This window comes from Saccharothrix sp. HUAS TT1 (assembly GCF_040744945.1).
In the GTDB taxonomy this organism is placed as follows: domain Bacteria; phylum Actinomycetota; class Actinomycetes; order Mycobacteriales; family Pseudonocardiaceae; genus Actinosynnema.
The window spans coordinates 4,588,093-4,608,818 of sequence record NZ_CP160453.1; the positions used below are offsets into that span (position 1 = coordinate 4,588,093).

Sequence of the window (20,726 nt, forward strand, 5' to 3'; positions counted from 1 at the left end):
CTCGGGCCTCCGGTGCTCATCGGGCGAGGACGGCGGACACCGTCCGCGCCACCTCGGCGCTGCGCAGCAGGTCGACGTGCCGGTCGGCGGACCGCACCTCCTCGGCGACCAGGCCGTCGGCGGCCCGGGGGTCCAGCGCGCGCAACCCGTTGAGCCCACTGGTGGGCGTCACCGAGCTGATCGCCGTGGACCGGCGCCACACGTCGGCCGGGTCGACCTGGTCGGCGACGGCCATGTAGGACAGGAAGACCCGCACGGACCGCACGAACTCCGCGCGCCGCTCGGCCGTGACGCCGAGCCGCGTGAACGCCTCGTCGCTGACCCCGCCGAACACCTCGAACAGCCGGGCGGCGAGCTCGGCCAGGCTCGCGCTGCCCCGCTGCGCGCGTTGCCCCGCCTCGACCGCCAGGCCGAACCGGGCCTGCGACAGCGCGGGCGCCAGCTGCTCCACGGCCTTCGCGAACTGGAAGTACATGCCGAGCGACGTCGACCGCTCCGGGTCGAACAGCACGGTCGGCGGCAGCTCCCCCCGCCGCCGCTCGACCTCGGCGGCGATGGCCGCCGCGTACAGGCTGCCGCCGCAGAACCCGAGCACTCCCCGCACCCGCTTGCCGCTCGCCTCCACCTCGTCCACCCACTGCTTGACGTAGGTGTCGACGGAGTCCTCGAACGAGGACACCACCGCGTGCGCGTCGGTCACCCACAGCGCGACGGCGGGGTCGAGCCGTTCGGCGAGGTCGGTGAACCGGGCCTCCGGACGACCCGGCAGGTCGAAGTCAGAGGCCAGCACGACCTCGTCGGACGTGCCCCGGTTGATCTCGTGCCACGCGGTGAGCGCGTTCATGCCTTGTCCCCCTGGTTGGCGAGTGAACCCAACTTCTGGTCGATGAGGTCGAAGATCTCGTCGGCCGACGCGGACCTGATCCGGTCCTCGTCGGTGGTGCCGTGGTCGCGGACCGGTGGCGCCCACCGGTCGATCAGGTCGCCCACCCGGGCGGCGACGGTCCGGCGCAGCTCGTCGTCGGCGGTGGACGCCGCCAGCGCGGCCTCCAGCCGGTCCAGCTCCACGAGCACCGGGTCCTCCGGCGCTCCGGGCGCCAGGGCCGCGCGCACGAACTCGGCCACGGCCGCCGGCGTCGGGTGGTCGAACGCGAGCGTCGCGGGCAGCCGCAGCCCGGTGGCCGCCGCGAGCCGGTTGCGCAGCTCCACCGCGAGGAGCGAGTCGACACCGACGTCCTTGAACGGCCGGTCGTCCTCGACCCGGGCGGGGTCGGCGTGCCCGAGCACCACAGCGGTGTTGGTCCGGACCAGGTCGAGCACCCGGCGCGACCGCTCGGCCGCCGACATCGAGGCGAACCGCTCGATTAGCGGGACCGGCGTGGCGGCCGGTCGGGCGGGAGCCTTGACCAAGCCGTTCAGCTGCGGCGCCAGCGTTCCGGCGGTGGCCTGCGCCCGCAACGCGCCGAGGTCGAACCGCGCGGCCACGACGACCGGGTGCGGCGTGGCCAGCGCGGCGTCGAACAGCGAGGCGCCCTCGTCCTCGGACAGCGGCAGCACACCGCCCTGCGCGGTGGCCCGGAACCTGCCCCCGGCCAACCCGGTCGCCGCGCCGTGCTCGTCGCCCCACAGGCCCCACGCCACGGAGGTCGCGGGCAGCCCTCGGGCGTGGCGGTGCTCGGCGAGCGCGTCGAGGAACGCGTTGGCCGCCGCGTAGTTCGCCTGACCAGCGCTGCCGACCAGGCCCGCCAACGACGAGCACAGCACGAACGCGGCGAGGTCCAGGTGTTCGGTGAGCCGGTGCAGGTTGAGCGCGCCGAGCGCCTTGGGCCGCCACACCGCGTCGAGCCGTTCGGCGTCCAACGCCCGCACGACACCGTCGTCCAGCACCCCGGCGGTGTGCACCACGGCGGTGAGCGGGTGTTCCGCCGGCACACCGGCCAGCACACCGGCGAGCGCGTCGCGGTCGGCGACGTCGCAGGCCGCGAACGCCACGGTCGCGCCGAGCCCGGCCAGCTCCGCCGCCAGCCCGTCGTCCGCGCCGCTCCGGTTGAGCAGCAGCAGGCGCTCGACGCCGTGCGCGGTCACGAGCCGGCGGGCGAACAACCGGCCGAGCACGCCGGTCGCCCCGGTGACGAGCACCGTGCCCCCGGGCTCGAACCGGACCGGCTCGGGTTCCCGGTCGGCCGGGACCAGCGCGGGGGTGAAGACCTCGCCCCGCCTGACCCGCAACTCGGACCCCGGCCCGGCGAGCGCCTTCGGCAGCACGCGTCGCGAGGCCGCGTCGTCATCGAGGTCGACCAGCACGACCCGGCCGGGGTTCTCCGAGCGCACGGTCCGCAGCAGGCCCCACACCGAGGACGTCACGGGGTCGGCGGAGCCGTCGGTCAGCACGACGAGCCGGGCGCCGCCGAGCCGTTCGTCGGCGAGCCACCGCTGGACCGGCGCCAACAGCTCCGCCGGGCCGTCGCGCCAGCAGAGCAGCACCGCGTCCACCGCCGTGTCCGCTTCGGCGAGGTCCGCGCACCGCTGGACCGGGCCGAACGCGTCGGCGATCCCGAAGTGGTCGTGACCGAGCAACGCGACCAGACCGGTCGGCGACGCGTCGGCGGTGCGCGCCCGCTGCCACACCGGCTGGTGCAGGCGGACGTCGGCCCGGCGCAGCGCGGCCGGGTCCAGCTCACGCGAGGTGAGGTCCCGGACACCGCCCAGCGGCACGCCATCGGTGTCCGCGAGCGTCACGGAAACCGTGTCCGTGCCGGTGCGGGTGAGGCGGACCCGCAACGCGGTGCGCGCTCCCGGCGCGACCGTGACACCGCTCCAGGAGAACGGGACCCGCACGCGCGTCGCGTCGTCCGCCACCGCCGTCGCGAGCAGCGGGTGCAGCGCGGCGTCCAGCAGGGCCGGGTGCAGCACGTGACCCGAGTGGTCGAGCCCTTCCGGCAGCCGCACGTCGGCGTAGAGGTCGTCGCCGTCGCGCCACAGACCCGTCAGACCCCGGAAGGACGGCCCGTAGTCGTAGCCGTGGTCGGCGAGCCTCCCGTACAGGTCGTCCAGCTCGACCCGGACCGCGCCGGCGGGCGGCGTGACGGAGCCCGTCGTGATGTCGGTGGCGGGCACGAGCACGCCGTCCGCGTGCCGGGTCCACGGGCTGTCGTCGTCCGGCCGCGCGTGGACGGTCACCGCCCGCCGACCCGCCTCGTCCGGGGCCTCGGCGGTGACCTGCAACCGCACAGTCCCGTTGTCCGGCAACGACAGCGGCACGTGCGCGGTCAGGTCCTCGACCGCGCCGAGGCCGAGGTGCGCGGCGGTGTGCAGGGCCAGGTCGACGAACGCGGCGCCGGGCAGCAGCACGACCCCGCCCACCGCGTGGTCGGCCAGCCACGGCACGTCCGCGACCGACACCCTGCCGGTCAGCACGGTCACGTCCGACCCGGCCAGGCCGACCACCGCGCCGAGCAGCGGGTGGTCGACGCCGGTCAGCCCGGCGGCCGACACGTCACCGGTCACCGCCGTCGGCTCCAACCAGAACCGCCGCCGCTGGAAGGCGTACGTGGGCAGCTCCACCGAGCCCGTGCCCTCGAACGACGACGCCCAGTCGACCCGCGCGCCCGCCACGGACGCCTCGGCCAGCGAGGTGGTCACGCGCACCCACGACCCGTCACCGCGCCGCAGGCTGCCGACGACGCCGGCGGACGTGCCCGCGTCGTCGCAGGTGTCGCGCAGCGACCCGGTGAGCACGGGGTGCGGGCTGATCTCGATGAACGTGCGGTGACCGTGGTCGAGCAGTGCCCGGGTGGTCTTCTCCAGCTCTACCGGTTGTCGCAGGTTGCGGTACCAGTAGTCGGCGTCGAGCTCGGTGGTGTCGAGTCGGTCGCCGGTGACGGTGGAGTAGAAGGCGATCCCGGATTCGCGTGGTTCGACCGGTGCGAGGGACTTCTGCAGTTGTCCGCGCAGTTGTTCGACTTGGGTGGAGTGGGAGGCGTAGTCGACGGCGATTCGGCGGGTTCGGGCGTCGTGGAGGGTGTCCAGGAATTCTTCCAGTGCGGCGGTGGTGCCGGAGATGACGGTTGAGGTGGGTCCGTTGACGGCGGCGATGGCGATTTCGCGGTCGCCGATCCGTGCTCGGACTTCGTCGGCGGGTAGTGCTACGGAGGCCATGCCGCCTGCGCCGGCCAACGTCGTGATGGCCTGGCTGCGCAGTGCGGTTATGCGTGCGCCGTCGTCCAGGGTGAGTGCGCCTGCGACGCAGGCGGCGGCGATCTCACCCTGGGAGTGGCCCACCACGGCATCGGGTGTGACGCCGCAGGATCGCCACACTTCGGCCAGGGAGACCATGACGGCCCAGAGGGCGGGTTGGACGACGTCGACCGGTTCCAGGTCGCCGTCGTTGAGCAGGACGTCGAGCAGGTCCCAGTCCACGTACGGGGCCAGTGCTTTGGCGCATTCGGTGAGCCGGTCGCGGAACACGGTGGAGGTGTTCCAGAGGCCGCGTGCCATCCCGATCCACTGCGAACCCTGACCGGGGAACACGAACACCGTCTTGCCGACCGTCGCGGTGCCGGTGACGACGTGCGGCGAGTCGACGCCGCGAGCCAGGGCGGTCAGGCCGTCGAGGAGCTGCCGCCGGTCCTCGCCGACGACGACCGCGCGGTGGTCCAACGCGTCCCGCGTGGTGACGAGGGCATGTGCGACGGCGGCCGGGGCCAGTTCGGGCTTCGCCGCGAGGAATTCGGTCAGCCGGTGGGCCTGTGCCCGCAGCGCCTCGGGGGTGTCGCCGGACAGCACCCACGGCACGGCGTCGGTCGTGACGAGGACCGGCTCGACCGGTTCGGTGGTGGGTGGTTCTTCGAGGATGACGTGGGCGTTGGTGCCGCTGATGCCGAACGACGACACGGCGGCCCGTCGCGGTTGGGCCACCCAGGGTTGGGGCTGGGCCAGCAGTTCGACCGCCCCGGTGGTCCAGTCGACGTGCGAGGTGGGCTGGTCGGCGTGGAGGGTGCGGGGGAGTTGGCCGTGCCGCATGGCCATGACCATCTTGATGACGCCGCCGACACCGGCCGCTGCTTGGGTGTGTCCGATGTTCGACTTCAAAGACCCCAGCCACAGCGGTGTTTCGCGGTCTTGGCCGTAGGTGGCGAGGAGGGCTTGGGCTTCGATCGGATCACCCAGTTTCGTTCCGGTGCCGTGCGCCTCCACAGCTTGTACGTCCTTAGTAGACAGTCCGGCGTTGGCGAGTGCCTGGCGGATGACGCGTTCCTGTGACGGCCCGTTGGGTGCGGTGAGTCCGTTGGACGCGCCGTCCTGGTTGATCGCCGAACCTCGGATGACCGCAAGGATCTGGTGTCCGTTGCGCTGGGCGTCGGACAGGCGCTCCAGGAGCAGGACGCCGACGCCCTCGGAGAAACCGGTGCCGTCCGCCGCGTCCGAGAACGCCTTGCAGCGGCCGTCGGGGGAGAGCGCCCGCTGACGGCTGAACTCCACGAAGGTGAGCGGGCTCGCCATCACGGCGGCCCCGCCGGCCAGTGCCAGCGAGCACTCGCCGTTGCGCAGCGACTGGACGGCCAGGTGCAGCGCGACCAGCGACGACGAGCAGGCCGTGTCCACCGAGACCGCCGGGCCTTCGAGGCCGAACGTGTAGGCGATGCGACCGGAGGCGACGCTCGGCGTCGTGCCGGTGGAGACGTAGCCCTCGACGCCATCGGGCAGCGTGCCCAATCGGGTCAGGTAGTCGCTCGCGGTGAGGCCGGTGAAGACGCCGCCGTGGCTGCCGCGCACCGATCCCGGCGGGATGCCCGCCCGTTCGAACGCCTCCCACGCGGTTTCCAGCAGCAGGCGCTGCTGCGGGTCCATCGCCGACGCCTCGCGCGGGCTGATCCCGAACAGCTCGGGGTCGAAGGCGGCCACGTCGCCGACGAAACCGCCCTGCCGGCTGTAGGACTTGCCGGTCGCGCCGGGGTCGGGGTCGTAGAGGCCGTCGAGGTCCCACCCCCGGTCGGCCGGGAACGCGCCCATCGCGTCGACACCGCCGTCGACCAGCCGCCACAGGTCCTCCGGCGACGTGACGCCGCCCGGGTAGCGGCAGGCCATCGCCACGATGGCGACGGGGTCGGCCGCGTCCGCGACCTCGACCACCGGCGTCGTGACGGGCGTCGCGTCGACCAGCTTCGCCCGCAGGTGCGCGGCGAGGGCGGCGGGCGTCGGGTGGTCGAAGACGACCGTGGCGGACAGGCGCTGCCCGGTCGCCGCGCCCAGCCGGTTGCGCAGCTCGACGGCCGAGAGGGAGTCGAACCCGGCCTCCTTGAACGCGCGGTCGGCGTCGAGCGGGTCGCCGCCCGAGCGGCCGAGCACGGCGTCCGCCTCGGTCCGGACGAGGTCCACGAGCACCTGGAGCTGTTCGCGCTCGGCCAGTGCGGGAAGTCGTTGCGACAGCGAGGAGTCGGACGCCTTGACCGCGCGTCGCAGCGGCGCGCGCACCAGCCCGCGCAGCAGCGGGGGCACGGTGGTGGAGCGCGACGCCGCCGGGTCGAGGGACACCGGCACGAGCGCGGCGCGGTGGTGGCCGAGCGCGGCGTCGAACGCCCGGAGCCCTTGCTCGACGCTGATCGGGCTGAGCCCGGAGTCGGTGATCCGCTGCCGCTCGACCTCGCCGAGCGCCGCGCCCATGCCGACGTCCCAGAGGCCCCACGCGAGCGACACGGCGGGCAGGCCCCGCGAGCGGCGGTGCGTCGCGAGCCCGTCGAGGAACGAGTTCGCCGCCGCGTAGTTCGCCTGTCCCGCGTTGCCGATGACACCCGCCGCCGAGGAGAACAGGATGAACGCGTCGAGGTCGAGGTGTCGGGTGAGTTCGTGCAGGTTCCAGGCCCCGTCGACCTTGGGTCGCAGGACGGTGTCGAGCCGGTCGGGGGTGAGGGTGGTGAGGGCTGCGTCGTCCAGGACCCCGGCGGTGTGGATGACGGCGGTGGGTTGGTGTTGGTCGATGACGTGGGCGAGGGCGTCGCGGTCGGCGACGTCGCAGGCGGCGAAGTGGGCGGTGGCGCCGAGGTCGGCCAGTTCGGTTTCGAGTTGGGGGTTTCTGCTGCGGCTGAGCAGCACGAGGTTCCGGACGCCGTGCTCTGCCACGAGGTGGCGGGCGATCAGCGCTCCCAGGCTGCCGCTGGCGCCGGTGATCAACACCGTGTCGGTCGCGGTGATCGCGCGCGGGAGGGTGAGCACCACCTTGCCCACGTGCCGCGCTTGGCTGACGTGCCGGAACGCCGCTCGCGCGTGCCGCGCGTCCCAGGCCGTCACGGGCAGTGGCCGGAGGGAGCCGTCGGCGAAGAGGGCGGTCAGGTCGGCGAACAGCTCGCGGATGCGGTCGGGACCGGCGTCCAGCAGGTCGAACGCCCGGTAGGCGACCCCGTCGGGCACGGTGCCCGGGTCGCGGAGGTCGGACTTGCCCATCTCCAGGAACCGGCCGCCCCGGGGGAGCAGTCGCAGCGAGGCGTCGACGAACTCGCCCGCCAGGGCGTTGAGCACCACGTCGACCCCGCGCTGCCCGGTGGCCGACAGGATGCGCTGCTCGAAGTCCAGGGTGCGGGAGTCGGCCAGGTGGTCGTCGGCGAACCCCTGGGCGCGCAGCACGTCCCACTTGCCGGTGCTCGCGGTGCCGTGGACGTCCGCGCCGAGGTGCCTGGCGAGCTGGACGGCCGCCATGCCCACCCCGCCCGCGGCGGCGTGGACCAGCACGGACTCACCGGCGCGCAGACCACCGAGGTCGACCAGGCCGCGGTAGGCGGTGAGGAAGGCGATCGGGGCCGCCGCGGCTTCGGCGAACGACCAGCCGTGCGGGATCGGGGCCACCGTGCGGTGGTCGGTGCTCGCGACGGGGCCGCAACCTCGGGCGAACAGCCCCATGACGAGATCCCCGGGCCGGAACCGGTCGACACCGGCACCGACCGCGATCACGACACCCGCGCCCTCGCCACCCATGGCGGCGGTCGGATCGGGGTAGCTGCCGAGGGCGATCAGGACATCGCGGAAGTTGACCCCCATGGCCCGCACCTCGACCAGAACCTGCCCAGCCGCCGGCTCACCGCCCGCCGGCTCGTCCACCGGCAGGAGTGCCAGGTTCTCGATCGCGCCGCCCCCGGTCGACCCGAGTCGCCACGGGCGACCACCGCTCGGCGGCTCCAGCACGTCATCGCCGGCCGTCCGGACCAAGCGGTTCGCGTAGACCACCCCGCGCCGCACCGCGACCTGCGGTTCGCCCGAAGCCAGCGCCGACCGCAACCACGCCGACTCCAGCCCGTCCGAACCAAGTCCAGTCGCCCCCGAGCCCGCTCCGTCCACGTCGACCAGCACGAACGACCCCGGCGCCTCCGCCTGAGCCGCCCGCAGCAACCCCCAACACGCGGCACCTGCCAAATCGCGCACGTCCTCACCGACTTCGACCGCGACCGCACCCCTGGTCACGACCACCAGCCGCGCCGACGCCGGCCGCTCCTCACCCACCCACTCCCGCACCGCCCGCAACACCCGCGCGGTCGCGTGGTGGACCGCCTCGACCGTCGACCCGCCCTCCACCGGCAGGAACACCGCACCGACCTCCGGTGCCGGCGACCCGGTCGCGGGCAGCGGCGTCCAGTCCAGGTGGAACAGCGGGTCCGCCACCGCCGACCCGCCCGACGCGATCGGCCGCAGCACCAGCGACCCGATCGAGATCACCGCACGCCCGGACCCGTCGGTGGCGGTGACGGACACGGCGTCCGGACCCACCGGGGTCAACGACACGCGCAGCGACGTGGCCTCGGTGGCGTGCAGCGTCACGTCGGTCCACGCGAACGGCACGCGGGGCGTGAAGTCCGGGGCCTCGACCGCCGCGACGACCAGCGGGTGCAGCGCCGCGTCGAGCAGCGCCGGGTGGATCGCGTGCCCGGTCACGTCGACACCGGGCGGGACGGTCACCTCGGCGTGCAGCGCGTCGCCCGCCCGCCACAGCGCGGTCAGCCCGCGGAACGCCGGCCCGTACGCGTAACCGCGCTCGGCGAGCCGCGGGTAGACCTCGCCCAGCTCCACCGGCGAACTCCCGGCGGGCGGCCACACCGCCACCGGCTCCGGCTCGGGGCCGCGCTCGGCGAAGGTCGCGACGGCGTGCCGCACCCAGGGGCCGTCCGCGCGCGAGTGCGCGGTCATCGCCTTCCCGTCCACGATGACCTGCAACGACACGGCTTCGCCCAGCGGCAGGGGCGCTTCGACGGTCAGCTCGGCCACGCCCGCGCCACCGGCGGCGTGCAGGGCCAGGTCCAGGAACGCGGTGCCCGGCAGCAGCGCCGAGCCCGCCACCTCGTGCTGACCCAGCCACGGCAGCGCGGCCGGCGACAGCCGCCCGGTCAGCACCCGGCGGCCGGTGTCGGCGTGGTCGACGGCGGCCGGCAGCAGCGCGTGACCACCGCCGGTCAGCCCCATCGACCCGACGTCCGCGCGCGGCGCCGGGGTCAGCCAGTACCGCTCGCCCTGGAACGCGTAGGTCGGCAGGTCGACGTCGACCCGGCCCGAGGCGCCGCGCGTCCAGTCCACCGGCGTCCCGTGCGCGTGCAGCCGGCCGAGCGCCGCGAGCACGGCGCTCACCTCCGGCCGGTCGGCCCGCAGGCCGGGCACGACCGCGTGGTCGCCCGGCCGCTCGGCGACCGCCTCCGCCACCGCGCCGGTCAGCACCGGGTCGGGGCCGAGTTCGAGGAACGCGGTGACGCCCGCGTCCAGGAGCGTGCGGACGCCGTCGTGGAAGCGCACCGCCGACCGGACGTGCCCGGCCCAGTAGGCGGGCGAGCGGAGGTCGGTCAGGCCGCCCGTGACGTTGGAGACGACCGGGATCGCGGGCTCGTGGTAGGTCACCTCGGACGCGGCGCGTTCGAAGTCCGCGAGCACGCCGTCCATGTGGTGCGAGTGGAAGGCGTGGCTGACGCGCAGCTCCTTGACCCGCGTGCCGCTCCCGCGCAACCGCCCGGCGAGTTCGGCGACGGCGTCGGCGTCGCCGGAGAGGACGACGGAACGGGGGCCGTTCACGGCGGCCAGGCCGACGCGCCCGGTCAGGTGGGGCCGGACCTCGGCCTCGGTGGCGTGGACGGCGAGCATGGCGCCGCCCGCGGGGGCGGCCTGCATCAGCCGGGCGCGCGCGGTGACGAGCCGGCAGGCGTCGTCCAGGGTGAGGATTCCGGCGACGTGGGCGGCGGTGAGTTCACCGATCGAGTGACCGATCAGGTAATCGGGTCGCAGGCCGAACGATTCCACGAGCCGGTAGAGCGCCGTCCCGACGGCGAACAGGGCCGGCTGCGCGAATTCGGTGCGATCGAGGAGTTCCGGGTCGCCACCGTGGAGGACGTCCCGCAACGGCACGTCCAGCCGGTCGCAGATCTCGTCGAACGCGGCGGCGAACACGGGGAACGCCGCGTGCAGCTCCCGGCCGACACCCCACCGCTGACTGCCCTGGCCGGTGAACAGGAACGCCACCCCGCCGGGTGACACGGCCTCGCCGACCACCACGTCGGGTGACTGGTCGCCCGCCGCCACCGCGGCCAGCCCGTCGAGCAGCCGGGCGCGGTCCTCGCCGACCACGACGGCGCGGTGCGGCAACGCGGCCCGCTCGGTGACCAGCGCGTGCGCGATCTCGGCGGCCGGCACGTCCGCGTGCGCCGAGGCGAACTCCCGCAGCCTGCCCGCCTGGGCGCGCAGCGCCGCCGGCGACCGGGCCGAGAGCACCCACGGCGCGGGGTCGGCGAGCACCGGCCGCACGACCTCCTCGGGCGGCGCCTCCTCCAGCACGACGTGCGCGTTCGTGCCGCTCAGCCCGAAGGACGACACACCGGCCCGCCTGACCCGGTCGCCGGCGGGCCACGACCGCTGTTCGGTCAGCAGCTCCACCGCGCCCGTCGACCAGTCCACGTGCGACGTCGGCCGGTCCACGTGCAGCGTCCGGGGCAGCACGCCGTGCCGCAGCGCCAGCACCACCTTGAGCAGGCCGGCGATCCCGGCCGCCGCCTGCGCGTGCCCGATGTTCGACTTCAGCGACCCCACCCGCAGCGGCTCGTCCCGGTCCTGCCCGTAGGCGGCCAGCAACGCCCGCGCCTCGATCGGGTCACCCAACCGGGTGGCGGTGCCGTGCGCTTCGACGGCGTCGACGTCGGCGGCCACCAGCCCGGCGTCCAGCAGCGCCCGGCGGATCACCCGCTCCTGGGCCGGTCCGCTCGGCGCGGTCAGCCCGTTGGACGCGCCGTCCTGGTTGACCGCCGAGCCGCGGACCACGGCCAGCACCCGGTGGCCGTGCCGTCGTGCGTCGGACAGCCGTTCCAGCAGCACCAGCCCGACGCCCTCGGAGAACCCGGTCCCGTCGGCGCCGTCGGCGAACGCCCGGCACCGCCCGTCCGGGGACAGGCCGCGCTGCCTGCTGAACTCGACGTGCAGCCGGGGCGCGGTCATCACGGTGACCCCGCCGGCGATGGCGAGCGACGTCTCGCCCCGGCGCAGCGACTGCACGGCCAGGTGCAGCGCGACCAGCGACGACGAGCAGGCGGTGTCGACGGTCAGCGCGGGGCCCTCCAGCCCGAACGCGTAGGCGATCCGGCCGGACGCGACGCTGGGGATGACGCCCGCGCCGAGGTAGCCCTCCACCTCGGCGGGCACCTCGCGCACGTCCGGCGCGTAGTCCTGCGGCCCGACGCCGACGAACACGCCGGTGTCGCTGCCGGCCAGCGCCGCCGGGTCCACCCCGGCCCGCTCCAGCACCTCCCAGGTGACCTCCAGCAGCAACCGCTGCTGCGGGTCCATGGCCAGCGCCTCGCGCGGGCTGATCCCGAAGAACCCCGCGTCGAACACGCCGGCGTCGGGCAGGAACCCGCCCTTGTCCACGGTGGACCTGCCGGTGGCCTCGGGGTCCGGGTCGAACAGGCCGTCCAGGTCCCAGCCGCGGTCGCGCGGGAAGTCGCCCACCACGTCGACGCCGTCCGCGAGCACCCGCCACAGCTCCTCGGGCGAGGTGATGCCACCGGGGAAGCGGCACCCCATCCCGACGACCGCCACCGGCTCCCGCGCCGCGTCCTCCGCGTCGGCCAGCCGCCGCCGGGTCTGCTGCAGGTCGGCGGTCACCCGCTTGAGGTATTCGCGGAGCTTGTCTTCGTTCGGCATGCGAATCTTTCCTTCGGCTACCGGGGACCCGACCACCATGCCCAGCCCGACTTAGCGCGACCTAGGCGCGGTCTAAAGCGGAACTGCCGGTGATCGGCCTTTAGCGGCCGATAAGGACGTTTTTAGGAAGCCTGTCGACCATTGCCGGAAAGCGGCAGCGCCGGTGCACGTCCACGGGAGGAAATCCACATGGTTGTCCGCGAGAAGTACCACGAGCGGATCCTCGCTCCGACGGCCGACCCGCTGACCGCGGTCGTCCACCTGGCCGCCAACCAGCAGGGCGACGACTACGTCTGCTACGAGGGGCCGGAGGGGTGGTCGTTCGCCTCGGGGGTGGCCGCCGAGCTGATCGCGGACCGCGACCGGGTGCTGGTGCGCAGCGCCGCCGGCGAGGTGTCCCACCCGTGGCGCAGCGGTTCGCTCAGCGACATCCCGGCGATGCTCGACACCATCCCGGTGGAGTGCTGGCGGGTGTACGGCTGGTCCGGCTACGACATCGCGCCCGCCAAGGCCGACCTGATGGACCTGGTCGGCGACGGCGTGTTCCTGCACCTGGTCGTGCCGCGGCGCGAGGTGCGGTTCCACCCGACCGGCACGCTCGTGCGCAGCCTCGACCCGGCGGGCCTGGACGTGGTGCGCGACCTGCTCGACTCCACCGCCAGCCCCGACTACCGGGCCGTGCCGGTCACCGTGGAGACGACGAACGCCGTCCAGTACGTCGAGGCGGTCGGCAAGGCCGTGGACGAGATCAGGGACGGCCGGCTGCAGAAGGTCATCCTGTCCCGCGTGGTGCCGGTCGACTACGACGTCGACCTCGTCGGCACGTACGCGGTCGGCCGCCGGGCGAACTCGCCCGCGCGCTCGTTCCTGTTCTCCCTCGACGGGCACAAGGCCGCCGGGTTCAGCCCGGAGACCGTGGTCGAGGTGGACGGCCGGGGTGTCGTCACGACCCAGCCGCTGGCCGGCACCCGCGCCCGCACCGGCGACCCGGTCACCGACGCCCTGCTGCGGGCCGAGCTGCTGAGCGACCCGAAGGAGGTCTTCGAGCACGCGATCTCGGTGAAGGTCGCCTACGACGAGCTGGTCGAGCTGTGCGGGTCGGCGTCCGTGCGGGTGTCGGAGTTCATGGTGGTCCGCGAGCGCGGCACGGTGCAGCACCTGGCGTCGTCGGTCCAGGGCAGGCTCCCGGACGGGCAGGGCTCGTGGGACGCGTTCACCGCGCTGTTCCCGGCCGTCACCGCGTCCGGGGTGCCCAAGAACTCGGCGTACACGGTGATCGACGAGCTGGAGGGCGTCGCGCGCGGCCTCTACAGCGGCGCGGTGCTGTGCTACGACGCCGACGGCGCGATGGACGCCGCCCTCGTGCTGCGCACGGTGTTCCAGCAGGACGGCCGCACCTGGTTGCGGGCGGGCGCGGGGATCGTGGAGCAGTCCCGACCGGAGCGCGAGCTGACCGAGACGTCCGAGAAGTTGTCCAGCGTGGCCCGCTACCTGGTCCCGCAGGCGAAGTGATCGCCGCCGTCGTGAGGGGACTGACGTGATAGTCGAGATGTCCAGGACCGCGTGCGCCGAGGAGACCGACCTCGTGCGCAACGCGTTGACCAGCCGGCACGGCGCGGTGCACCCCGTGCGGCTGGACGGGAAGTGGGTGTTCGTCTGCCCCGGGGCGGCCGATGCCCGGTCCGGTGTGGAGGGTCGCTCCGGCGTGCACCGGGTGATCCGCACCGGGGGGCCGTTCCACCTGGCGGCGCGGGCGCTGCACCCGGCGGGCAGCGTGGTGCGGGTCGGCAACGCGCTGATCGGCGGGCTCGACTTCACCGTCGTGGCCGGGCCGTGCGCGGTGGAGACCGACGAGCAGCTGGACGAGTCCGCGCGGGCCGTGGTGGCGGCGGGCGCGGCGCTGTTGCGCGGTGGCGCCTACAAGCCGAGGACGTCGCCGTACGCGTTCCAGGGCCTGGGCGTGGCCGGGTTGCGGATGCTCGCGCGGCAGCGGGCCGTCAGCGGCGTCGGCGTGGTCACCGAGGCGACCCAGCCCGCCGAGGTGGCGGAGGTCGCGCGGTGGGCCGACATGATCCAGGTCGGCACCCGCAACATGCAGAACTTCGCGCTGCTGAAGGAGGCCGGCCGCAGCGGGCTCCCGGTGCTGCTCAAGCGCGGCATGGCGGCGACCGTCGAGGAGTGGCTGTGCGCGGCCGAGTACGTGCTGAACGAGGGCAACCCGGACGTCGTGCTGTGCGAGCGCGGCATCCGCGCGTTCGGCCGGGAGACGCGGTTCAGCCTCGACCTGAGCATCGTCCCGGTGGTGAAGCGGCTCAGCCACCTGCCGGTGATCGTGGACCCCAGCCACTCGACCGGTGATCCCGCGCTGGTCGCCCCGATGGCGCTGGCGGCCGCGGCCGCCGGTGCGGACGGCGTGATCGTGGACGTGCACGCCGACCCGGCCGCGGCGCTGTGCGACGGCGGCCAGGCGCTGCGGCCGGAGGAGTTCAAGGACCTGGTGGGGAGCCTGGAACCGGTGGTCGCGGCGGTCGGCCGCAGCCTGGCCCGCGCCGACGCGCGACCCGAGCCCCTGCTGCTCTGAGCGCATCACCCGCACGACAATCCATTGAGGACTGCAGATGACCAACGCAACCACCGAACGGCAGCGGGAACTGGTCGGCCTGGCCGGTGAGCTGGCCGACGTGTTCGCGTCGCGCGCCGACCGGTACGACCGGGACAACGCGTTCCCGCACGACAACTACGAGGACCTGAGGGCGGCGGGCTTCCTCCGGCTGTCCGTCCCGGTCGAGCTCGGCGGCTCCGGCGCGGAGCTGGGCGACCTGCTCCCGGTGGTGGAGCGGCTGGCCATGGGCGACGGGCCGACCGCGCTGGCGGTGTCGATGCACCTGACGCCGGTCGCGCAGTGGGCGGCGGTGTGGCGGCGCACCGGTTCCGAGCGGCTGGAGCGGGTGCTGCGCGAGGTCGTCGAGGGCAAGGTGGTCTGGGCGTCGGTGACCAGCGAGCTGGGCATGGCCAACGACCTGACCGACGCGCGCACCCGGGCGGTGCGGGTGCCGGGCGGCTACCTGCTCACCGGCCGCAAGAGCTTCGGCACCAACACGTCCGTCGCCACCCACTTCTCCACCACGGCGCGCTACGAGCACGCCGAGGACGGCCCGCGGCTGCTGTTCTGCCACTTGCGGATGGACCAGGCGGGCGTGCGGGTGCACGACACCTGGGACACGATGGGCATGCGCGGCACCCGCAGCGACGACGTCGAGCTGGCCGACGTGGTCGTGCCCGACGAGGCGGTGGTGCACTCGGTGCCCGTCGGGCACCTGGACGCGCGCCTGCTGCGGACGGTGTGGTCGGCCGCGCTGCCCTCGTTCGCCGCCGTCTACACCGGGATCGCGGCCGGCGCGCTGGAGTGGACGACGCGGCAGCTCGTGTCGCGCGGGAAGCAGGACGACCCGGTGCTCCAGGACATCGTCGGCGAGTGCCAGATGCTGCTGGAGAGCTCCCGCGCGCTGGTCCACCGGCACGTGGACGAGGTGCGCACCGGCAGGCTGTTCGAGCACGACGTCCAGCAGGGCGTCGCCCGGTGCGCCACGGTCAAGTACGTGGCCACCAACAACGCCGCGCAGGTCGTGCGGCGGCTGGTGGACGTGCTCGGCGGCGCCTCGTACACGCGCGCGCTGCCGTTCGAGCGGATGTGGCGTGACGTGCAGGCGGGCACGTTCATGCCGGTGGCGAACCTGGCCGCGCGCAAGCTGGTCGGCGCGACCGCGCTCGGCGTCCGGACCGCGCCGTCGACCGGGGCCGACGGGAACGACCCGGTGAGCCGAGCGACCGCGCACGCGACCGCATGAGGGTCGCGTGCGTCGGCGGGGGACCGGGCGGACTGTTCCTCGCCGCCCTGCTCCGCCGGGACCTGCCCGCCGCCGACGTGGTGGTCTTCGAGCGCAACCGGGCGGACAGCACGTTCGGCTTCGGCGTCGTGTTCTCGGACGCCGCCGCGGGCGCGATCACGGCCGCCGACCCGGAGCTGAGCGCGCGGTTGGCGGCGGCGTCGCGGCACTGGGACGACATCGAGGTCCGGGTGTCCGGCGCGCGCGAGCGGATCGGCGGCATGGGCATGTCGGCGATCGTCCGCACGACGTTGCTGGACCTGCTGCGCGACCGCGCCGAGGAGGCGGGCGCGCGGCTGTGCTTCGAGACCGAGGTGCGCGACGCGCGGCAGCTGGCGGACTTCGACCTCGTCGTCGTGTGCGACGGGGCCAACAGCCGGTTCCGCCGGGCGTTCGCCGCCGACTTCGGCCCGTCGGCGCACGTGGCCGGCACGAAGTTCATCTGGTTCGGCGCCGCGCGGCCGTTCGACTGCCTGACGTTCGTGCACGAGGGCGCGTTCGCGGCCCACGCCTACCCCATCTCGGACGAGATGAGCACGTTCATCGTCGAGACCGACCCGGCCACCTGGGCGGCCGCGGGGCTCGACGGGTTCGACCCGGCCACCCCGCCGGGACCGAGCGACGAGACGGCGAAGGCGTTCCTGGAGGACCTGTTCGGGTGCCCGCTGGTCGGGAACAACTCGCGCTGGGGCAACTTCACCACCCTCCGGACCCGGACGTGGCGGCGCGGCAACTGGGTGCTGCTCGGCGACGCCGCGCACACCGCGCACTTCTCCGTCGGGTCCGGCACCAGGATGGCGATGGAGGACGCGGTCGCGCTCGCGGCCGAACTGGTCGGGTCGCCGCACGACCTCCCGGCCGCCCTGTTGGCCTACGAACGGCGGCGGCGCCCGGAGGTGGAGAAGGTCCAGCGGTCCGCCCGGCCGAGCCTGTCGTGGTGGGAGCGCTTCGGCACGTACGCCGACGCGTTCGAGCCGACGCAGTTCGGCTTCCACTTCCTGTCCCGCAGCATCACCCGCGAGCGCCTGCGGTCCCGGGACGGCGGCTACGTCGACCGGGTCGACCGGTGGTGGCGGGACCGGCACGGCGCGCCGCCCGCGCGGACGCCGCTGCGGTGCGGCGGGCTGGTGTTCCCCGGTCGGCACGTGGAGGTCTCCGGTGACGCGCTGGTGCTGCCGGACGGCACGGCGGTCGCGCTCGCGCCGTTCGACGGGCGGGCGCCGGGCCGGGGCGTGTGGATCGACGCGCCGGCCGTCGAGGCGGACCTGCCGGTCGCGGCCGGGCAGGTCCGCGCGGCGGCGGGGGAGGGCGTGCCGCTGGTCGGCGTGCGCGGCGGCACGCCGTTGACCCGCGTGCTGGTCGCCGAGGAGGCCCGGCTGGCGCACTCGCTGCCGGTGGTGGTCGCCGGCGAGTACGACGAGGACGCCGCCACGACTCTGCTGCTCTCCGGCCGCGCCGACCTGGTCGGCGTGCCACCGAGGACGGGAGGTCCCGATCGTGCGTGACGGATTCGTGCCGTGGCCGCCGGACGTGGCCGCGAGGTACCGCGAGGCCGGCTACTGGCGTGGCCGGTCCCTCGGCGACCACCTGCGCGACCGCCTGGACGAGCACCGCGACCGCGAAGCCCTGGTGGACGGGCCGGTCCGGCTGACCCGCGGGCAGCTCGCCGACCGGGCCGACGGGTGCGCGGCCCGGCTGCTCGACGCCGGGCTGGAACCGGGCGACACCGTGCTCGTCCAGCTGCCCAACACCTGGGAGTTCGTCGTCCTCACCCTGGCGTGCCTGCGCGCGGGCATCGTGCCGGTGCTGGCCCTGCCCGCCCACCGCGGCCACGAGCTGCGGTACCTGGCCGCGCACGCCGAGGTCGCGGCCGTGGCCGTGCCCGACCGCGTCGGCGACTTCGACCACCGGGCGCTGGCCCGGGACGTCATCGCGGCCACGCCCTCCGCGCGGCTGCTGCTGGTGGCGGGCGACGAGCCCGGCGAGGGCGCGGTGGACCTGAGGCGGCTCGCCGGGTCGCCCGGCGACCGGGAACGGCTCGACGCGATCGACGTGCCCGGCGACGCCGTCGCCGTGCTGCTGCTGTCCGGCGGCACCACGGGCCTGCCGAAGCTCATCCCGCGCACCCACGACGACTACGAGTACAACGCCCGGCGCAGCGCCGAGGTCTGCGGGTTCGACCAGGACACCACCTACCTGGTGGCGCTGCCCGTGTCGCACAACTTCCCGCTGGCCTGCCCCGGCGTCCTCGGCACGCTCGCGGTCGGCGGGAAGGTGGTGCTGAGCCGCGGCCCGGACCCGGACCGCGCGCTGCCGCTGATGGCGCGGGAGGGCGTCACGGCGACCGCGGTCGTCCCGGCCGTCGCCCAGCGGTGGCTGGACGCGATCACCTCGGGCCGGCACGCCGCGCCGCCGTCCCTGCGGCTGCTCCAGGTCGGCGGCGCGCGGCTGGCGCCCGAGGTGGCCCGCCGGGTCGAGCCGGTCTTCGGCGCCACCCTCCAGCAGGTGTTCGGCATGGCCGAGGGGCTGCTCAACTACACCCGGCTGGACGACGACGCCGAGGTCAGGACGCAGACCCAGGGCCGGCCGATGTGCCCGGACGACGAGGTGCTGGTGGTGGCCGCCGACGGCCTGCCGGTGCCGCCGGGCGAGCCGGGCGCGCTGCTCACCCGCGGCCCGTACACGCCGCGCGGCTACTTCCGCGCGCCCGAGCACAACGCCCGCGCGTTCACCCCGGACGGCTGGTACCGGACCGGCGACGTCGTGCGCCGGCACCCGTCCGGCAACCTCGTGGTGGACGGCCGGGACAAGGACATGATCAACCGGGGTGGCGAGAAGGTCTCGGCCGAGGAGGTCGAGGACCTGGTGTACCGGGTGCCCGGGGTGGCCCGCGTCGCCGTCGTCGCGGTGCCGGACGACGTGCTCGGCGAACGGGTCTGCGCGGTCGTGGTGCCCGCACCCGGCCACGAGCTGACCCTGGCGGCCGTCCGGGACGCGCTGACCGCCATGCAGGTCGCCCGCTACAAGCTGCCGGAACGGCTGGAGATCGTGGCCGACCTGCCCGAGACCAGGATCGGCAAGATCGACAAGCACGCGCTGCGCGAGCTGATCGGCGGGCGCTGAGGCGGACCGCGCGACCCGGGGGCCCGTGCTCGACCGGGCCCCCGGGTCACGCGGTCCGCCGGTTCACGCGGCGCTCGGCCGCCCGAACCACCGCTCCAGCGCGGCCACCAGCCGGCGCCGCCCACCGGACTCCGACACCTCCGCCTCGTCCGCCGTGCTCGCCCACGCCACGTGCCCGTCCGGGCGCAGCAGCACGGCGGTCGCGTCGATGCCGGGCGCGGGCGCGGCCTCCACCAGGTCCACCCGGTCGCGCCACCCCGCCGCGTGCGAGGCGAAGTCGCCGTCCGAGAAGTCGATCAGCACGCCCCGGCCGCCGTGCTGCACCTCGGCCACGCTGGTCGACGTGGTCCCGCACGTCAGCCCGACGTGCGGCAGCCTGCGGCCGACCAGCGGCGACGGGCAGTCCGGCGCGTAGTCGACGTCCAGCCCGGTGGACAGCTCCAGCAGGTGGTGGTTGGCGTCGGGCAGCCGCAGCAGCCGCTCGAACAGGGCGCGCAGCGGCGCGACCCGGCGCACCGGGTGGACGAGCGCCAGCTGCGCGTCCGCCGTGGCACCCGCCCGGCCGCCCGCCGGTCGGCGCTCGGCGTCGTAGGTGTCCAGCAGCTCGTCCGGCGCCCACCCGCGCAGGGCGGCGGCGAGCTTCCACCCGAGGTTCACCGCGTCCTGGAGGCAGGCGTTGATCCGCAGGCCGGCGAGCGGGAAGAACGTGTGCGCGGCGTCGCCGACCAGGAACACCCGCCCGGCGCGGTAGCGCTCCGCGTTCCGGGTCGGACCGCCGTAGCGGCGCACCCAGCGGGTCGGGACCTCCGGGAACTCCTCGCCGTTGAGCGCCAGCACCCGCTGCCGCAGCTCCTCGGCCGTCGGCGGGCCGTCCGGCGGGTCGACGCCGAACTCGGCGGTGATCACCCGGACCAGCCCCGGCTCGGTCAGCACCGCGGAGTACATCCCACCGACCGGCGAGAAGCGCGGTCGGCGGTGGATCTCGGGCAGCGCCTCGACGTCGACCTCGACGTCGGCCACCAGCCCGTGGCAGGGCTCGCCCGCGCCGGGGAACGCGATCCCGGCCAGCTCGCGGACCCGGCTGCCCTCGCCGTCCGCGCCGACGAGGTAGCTGCCCCGCAGCTCGTACCGGCCGTCCGGACCGGCCACGGTGACGGTCACGCCGTCGTCGTCCTGGTCGAACCCGGTCAGCTCGTGGCCCCGGCGCACGTCCGCGCCGAGCTTGACCGCCCGCTCCTCCAGCAGCCGCTCCAGGTGCTGCTGCCCGACCAGCGTGCCGCGCCGGTGCCTGCCCGCCAGCGCGGAGTCGTCCAGCCACAGCATCGCGAAGTGGGTGCCGCCGGTCTCGCTCCGGTCGCGGTGCTCGGCCAGGGCGTCCAGCAGGCCGCGCTGCTCCAGCAGTTCCACCGAGGTCGTGTTGAGCCCCTGCCCCGGGCAGTAGTCGCCGATCGCCGCCAGCCGCTCCAGCACGACGACGTCGACACCGGCCAGCGCCAGCTCGTGACCGAGCATCAGCCCGGCCGGTCCACCGCCCGAGATGATCACAGGATGGGTCATCGG

Annotated in this window: 8 protein-coding genes; 5 read left to right on the forward strand and 3 right to left on the reverse strand. The window is 74.7% G+C overall.

Annotation, left to right across the window (positions count from 1 at the left end):
• Positions 1-16: 16 nt before the first annotated feature.
• Positions 17-844 carry a hypothetical protein gene (locus AB0F89_RS21950; protein WP_367127400.1) on the reverse strand — a complete coding sequence of 276 codons (828 nt, stop codon included), beginning with the start codon at positions 842-844 and terminating at the stop codon, positions 17-19.
• Entirely contained in the window at positions 841-12,156 is an 11,316-nt protein-coding gene (locus AB0F89_RS21955; RefSeq protein ID WP_367127401.1) for an SDR family NAD(P)-dependent oxidoreductase, read from the reverse strand. Before AB0F89_RS21955 ends, AB0F89_RS21950 begins: the two co-directional genes overlap by 4 nt.
• A gap of 189 nt (positions 12,157-12,345) precedes the next feature.
• Between AB0F89_RS21955 and AB0F89_RS21960 the strand changes: the two genes are divergently transcribed.
• Genes AB0F89_RS21960 through AB0F89_RS21980 form a run of 5 tightly spaced genes read left to right on the forward strand, consistent with a single transcriptional unit; the run spans position 12,346 to position 19,166 of the window.
• The gene (locus AB0F89_RS21960) at positions 12,346-13,668 is read left to right on the forward strand and encodes a salicylate synthase (protein ID WP_367127403.1); all 1,323 of its coding nucleotides are present in this window, start codon (positions 12,346-12,348) and stop codon (positions 13,666-13,668) included.
• A gap of 37 nt (positions 13,669-13,705) precedes the next feature.
• On the forward strand, positions 13,706-14,737 hold the full coding sequence (gene aroF, locus AB0F89_RS21965; RefSeq protein ID WP_367127405.1) for a 3-deoxy-7-phosphoheptulonate synthase: 1,032 nt from the start codon (positions 13,706-13,708) through the stop codon (positions 14,735-14,737).
• Positions 14,738-14,774: 37 nt separating this feature from the next.
• A complete protein-coding gene (locus tag AB0F89_RS21970; RefSeq protein ID WP_367127407.1) occupies positions 14,775-16,004 on the forward strand; it encodes an acyl-CoA dehydrogenase family protein in 1,230 nt (409 codons plus the stop codon).
• The gene (locus AB0F89_RS21975; protein ID WP_367127409.1) at positions 16,001-17,548 is read left to right on the forward strand and encodes an FAD-dependent monooxygenase; all 1,548 of its coding nucleotides are present in this window, start codon (positions 16,001-16,003) and stop codon (positions 17,546-17,548) included. The genes AB0F89_RS21970 and AB0F89_RS21975 overlap by 4 nt, the downstream gene beginning before the upstream one ends.
• Complete coding sequence (locus AB0F89_RS21980; RefSeq protein ID WP_367127411.1) at positions 17,541-19,166, forward strand: (2,3-dihydroxybenzoyl)adenylate synthase; 1,626 nt, start codon at positions 17,541-17,543, stop codon at positions 19,164-19,166. The genes AB0F89_RS21975 and AB0F89_RS21980 overlap by 8 nt, the downstream gene beginning before the upstream one ends.
• 63 nt (positions 19,167-19,229) lie before the next feature.
• Here AB0F89_RS21980 and AB0F89_RS21985 read toward each other — a convergent pair whose 3' ends face one another.
• Positions 19,230-20,723, reverse strand: a complete 1,494-nt coding sequence (locus tag AB0F89_RS21985; protein ID WP_367127413.1) for an FAD-dependent monooxygenase — start codon at positions 20,721-20,723, stop codon at positions 19,230-19,232.
• Between the last annotated feature and the right edge of the window lie 3 nt (positions 20,724-20,726).

Coding starts and splice junctions, on each gene's coding strand:
- aroF (WP_367127405.1), top strand. CDS start 13,706: ATGTCCAGGACCGCGTGCGCCGAGGAGACCGACCTCGTGCGCAACGCG.
- AB0F89_RS21975 (WP_367127409.1), top strand. CDS start 16,001: ATGAGGGTCGCGTGCGTCGGCGGGGGACCGGGCGGACTGTTCCTCGCC.
- AB0F89_RS21970 (WP_367127407.1), top strand. CDS start 14,775: ATGACCAACGCAACCACCGAACGGCAGCGGGAACTGGTCGGCCTGGCC.
- AB0F89_RS21950 (WP_367127400.1), bottom strand. CDS start 844: ATGAACGCGCTCACCGCGTGGCACGAGATCAACCGGGGCACGTCCGAC.
- AB0F89_RS21960 (WP_367127403.1), top strand. CDS start 12,346: ATGGTTGTCCGCGAGAAGTACCACGAGCGGATCCTCGCTCCGACGGCC.
- AB0F89_RS21955 (WP_367127401.1), bottom strand. CDS start 12,156: ATGCCGAACGAAGACAAGCTCCGCGAATACCTCAAGCGGGTGACCGCC.
- AB0F89_RS21985 (WP_367127413.1), bottom strand. CDS start 20,723: ATGACCCATCCTGTGATCATCTCGGGCGGTGGACCGGCCGGGCTGATG.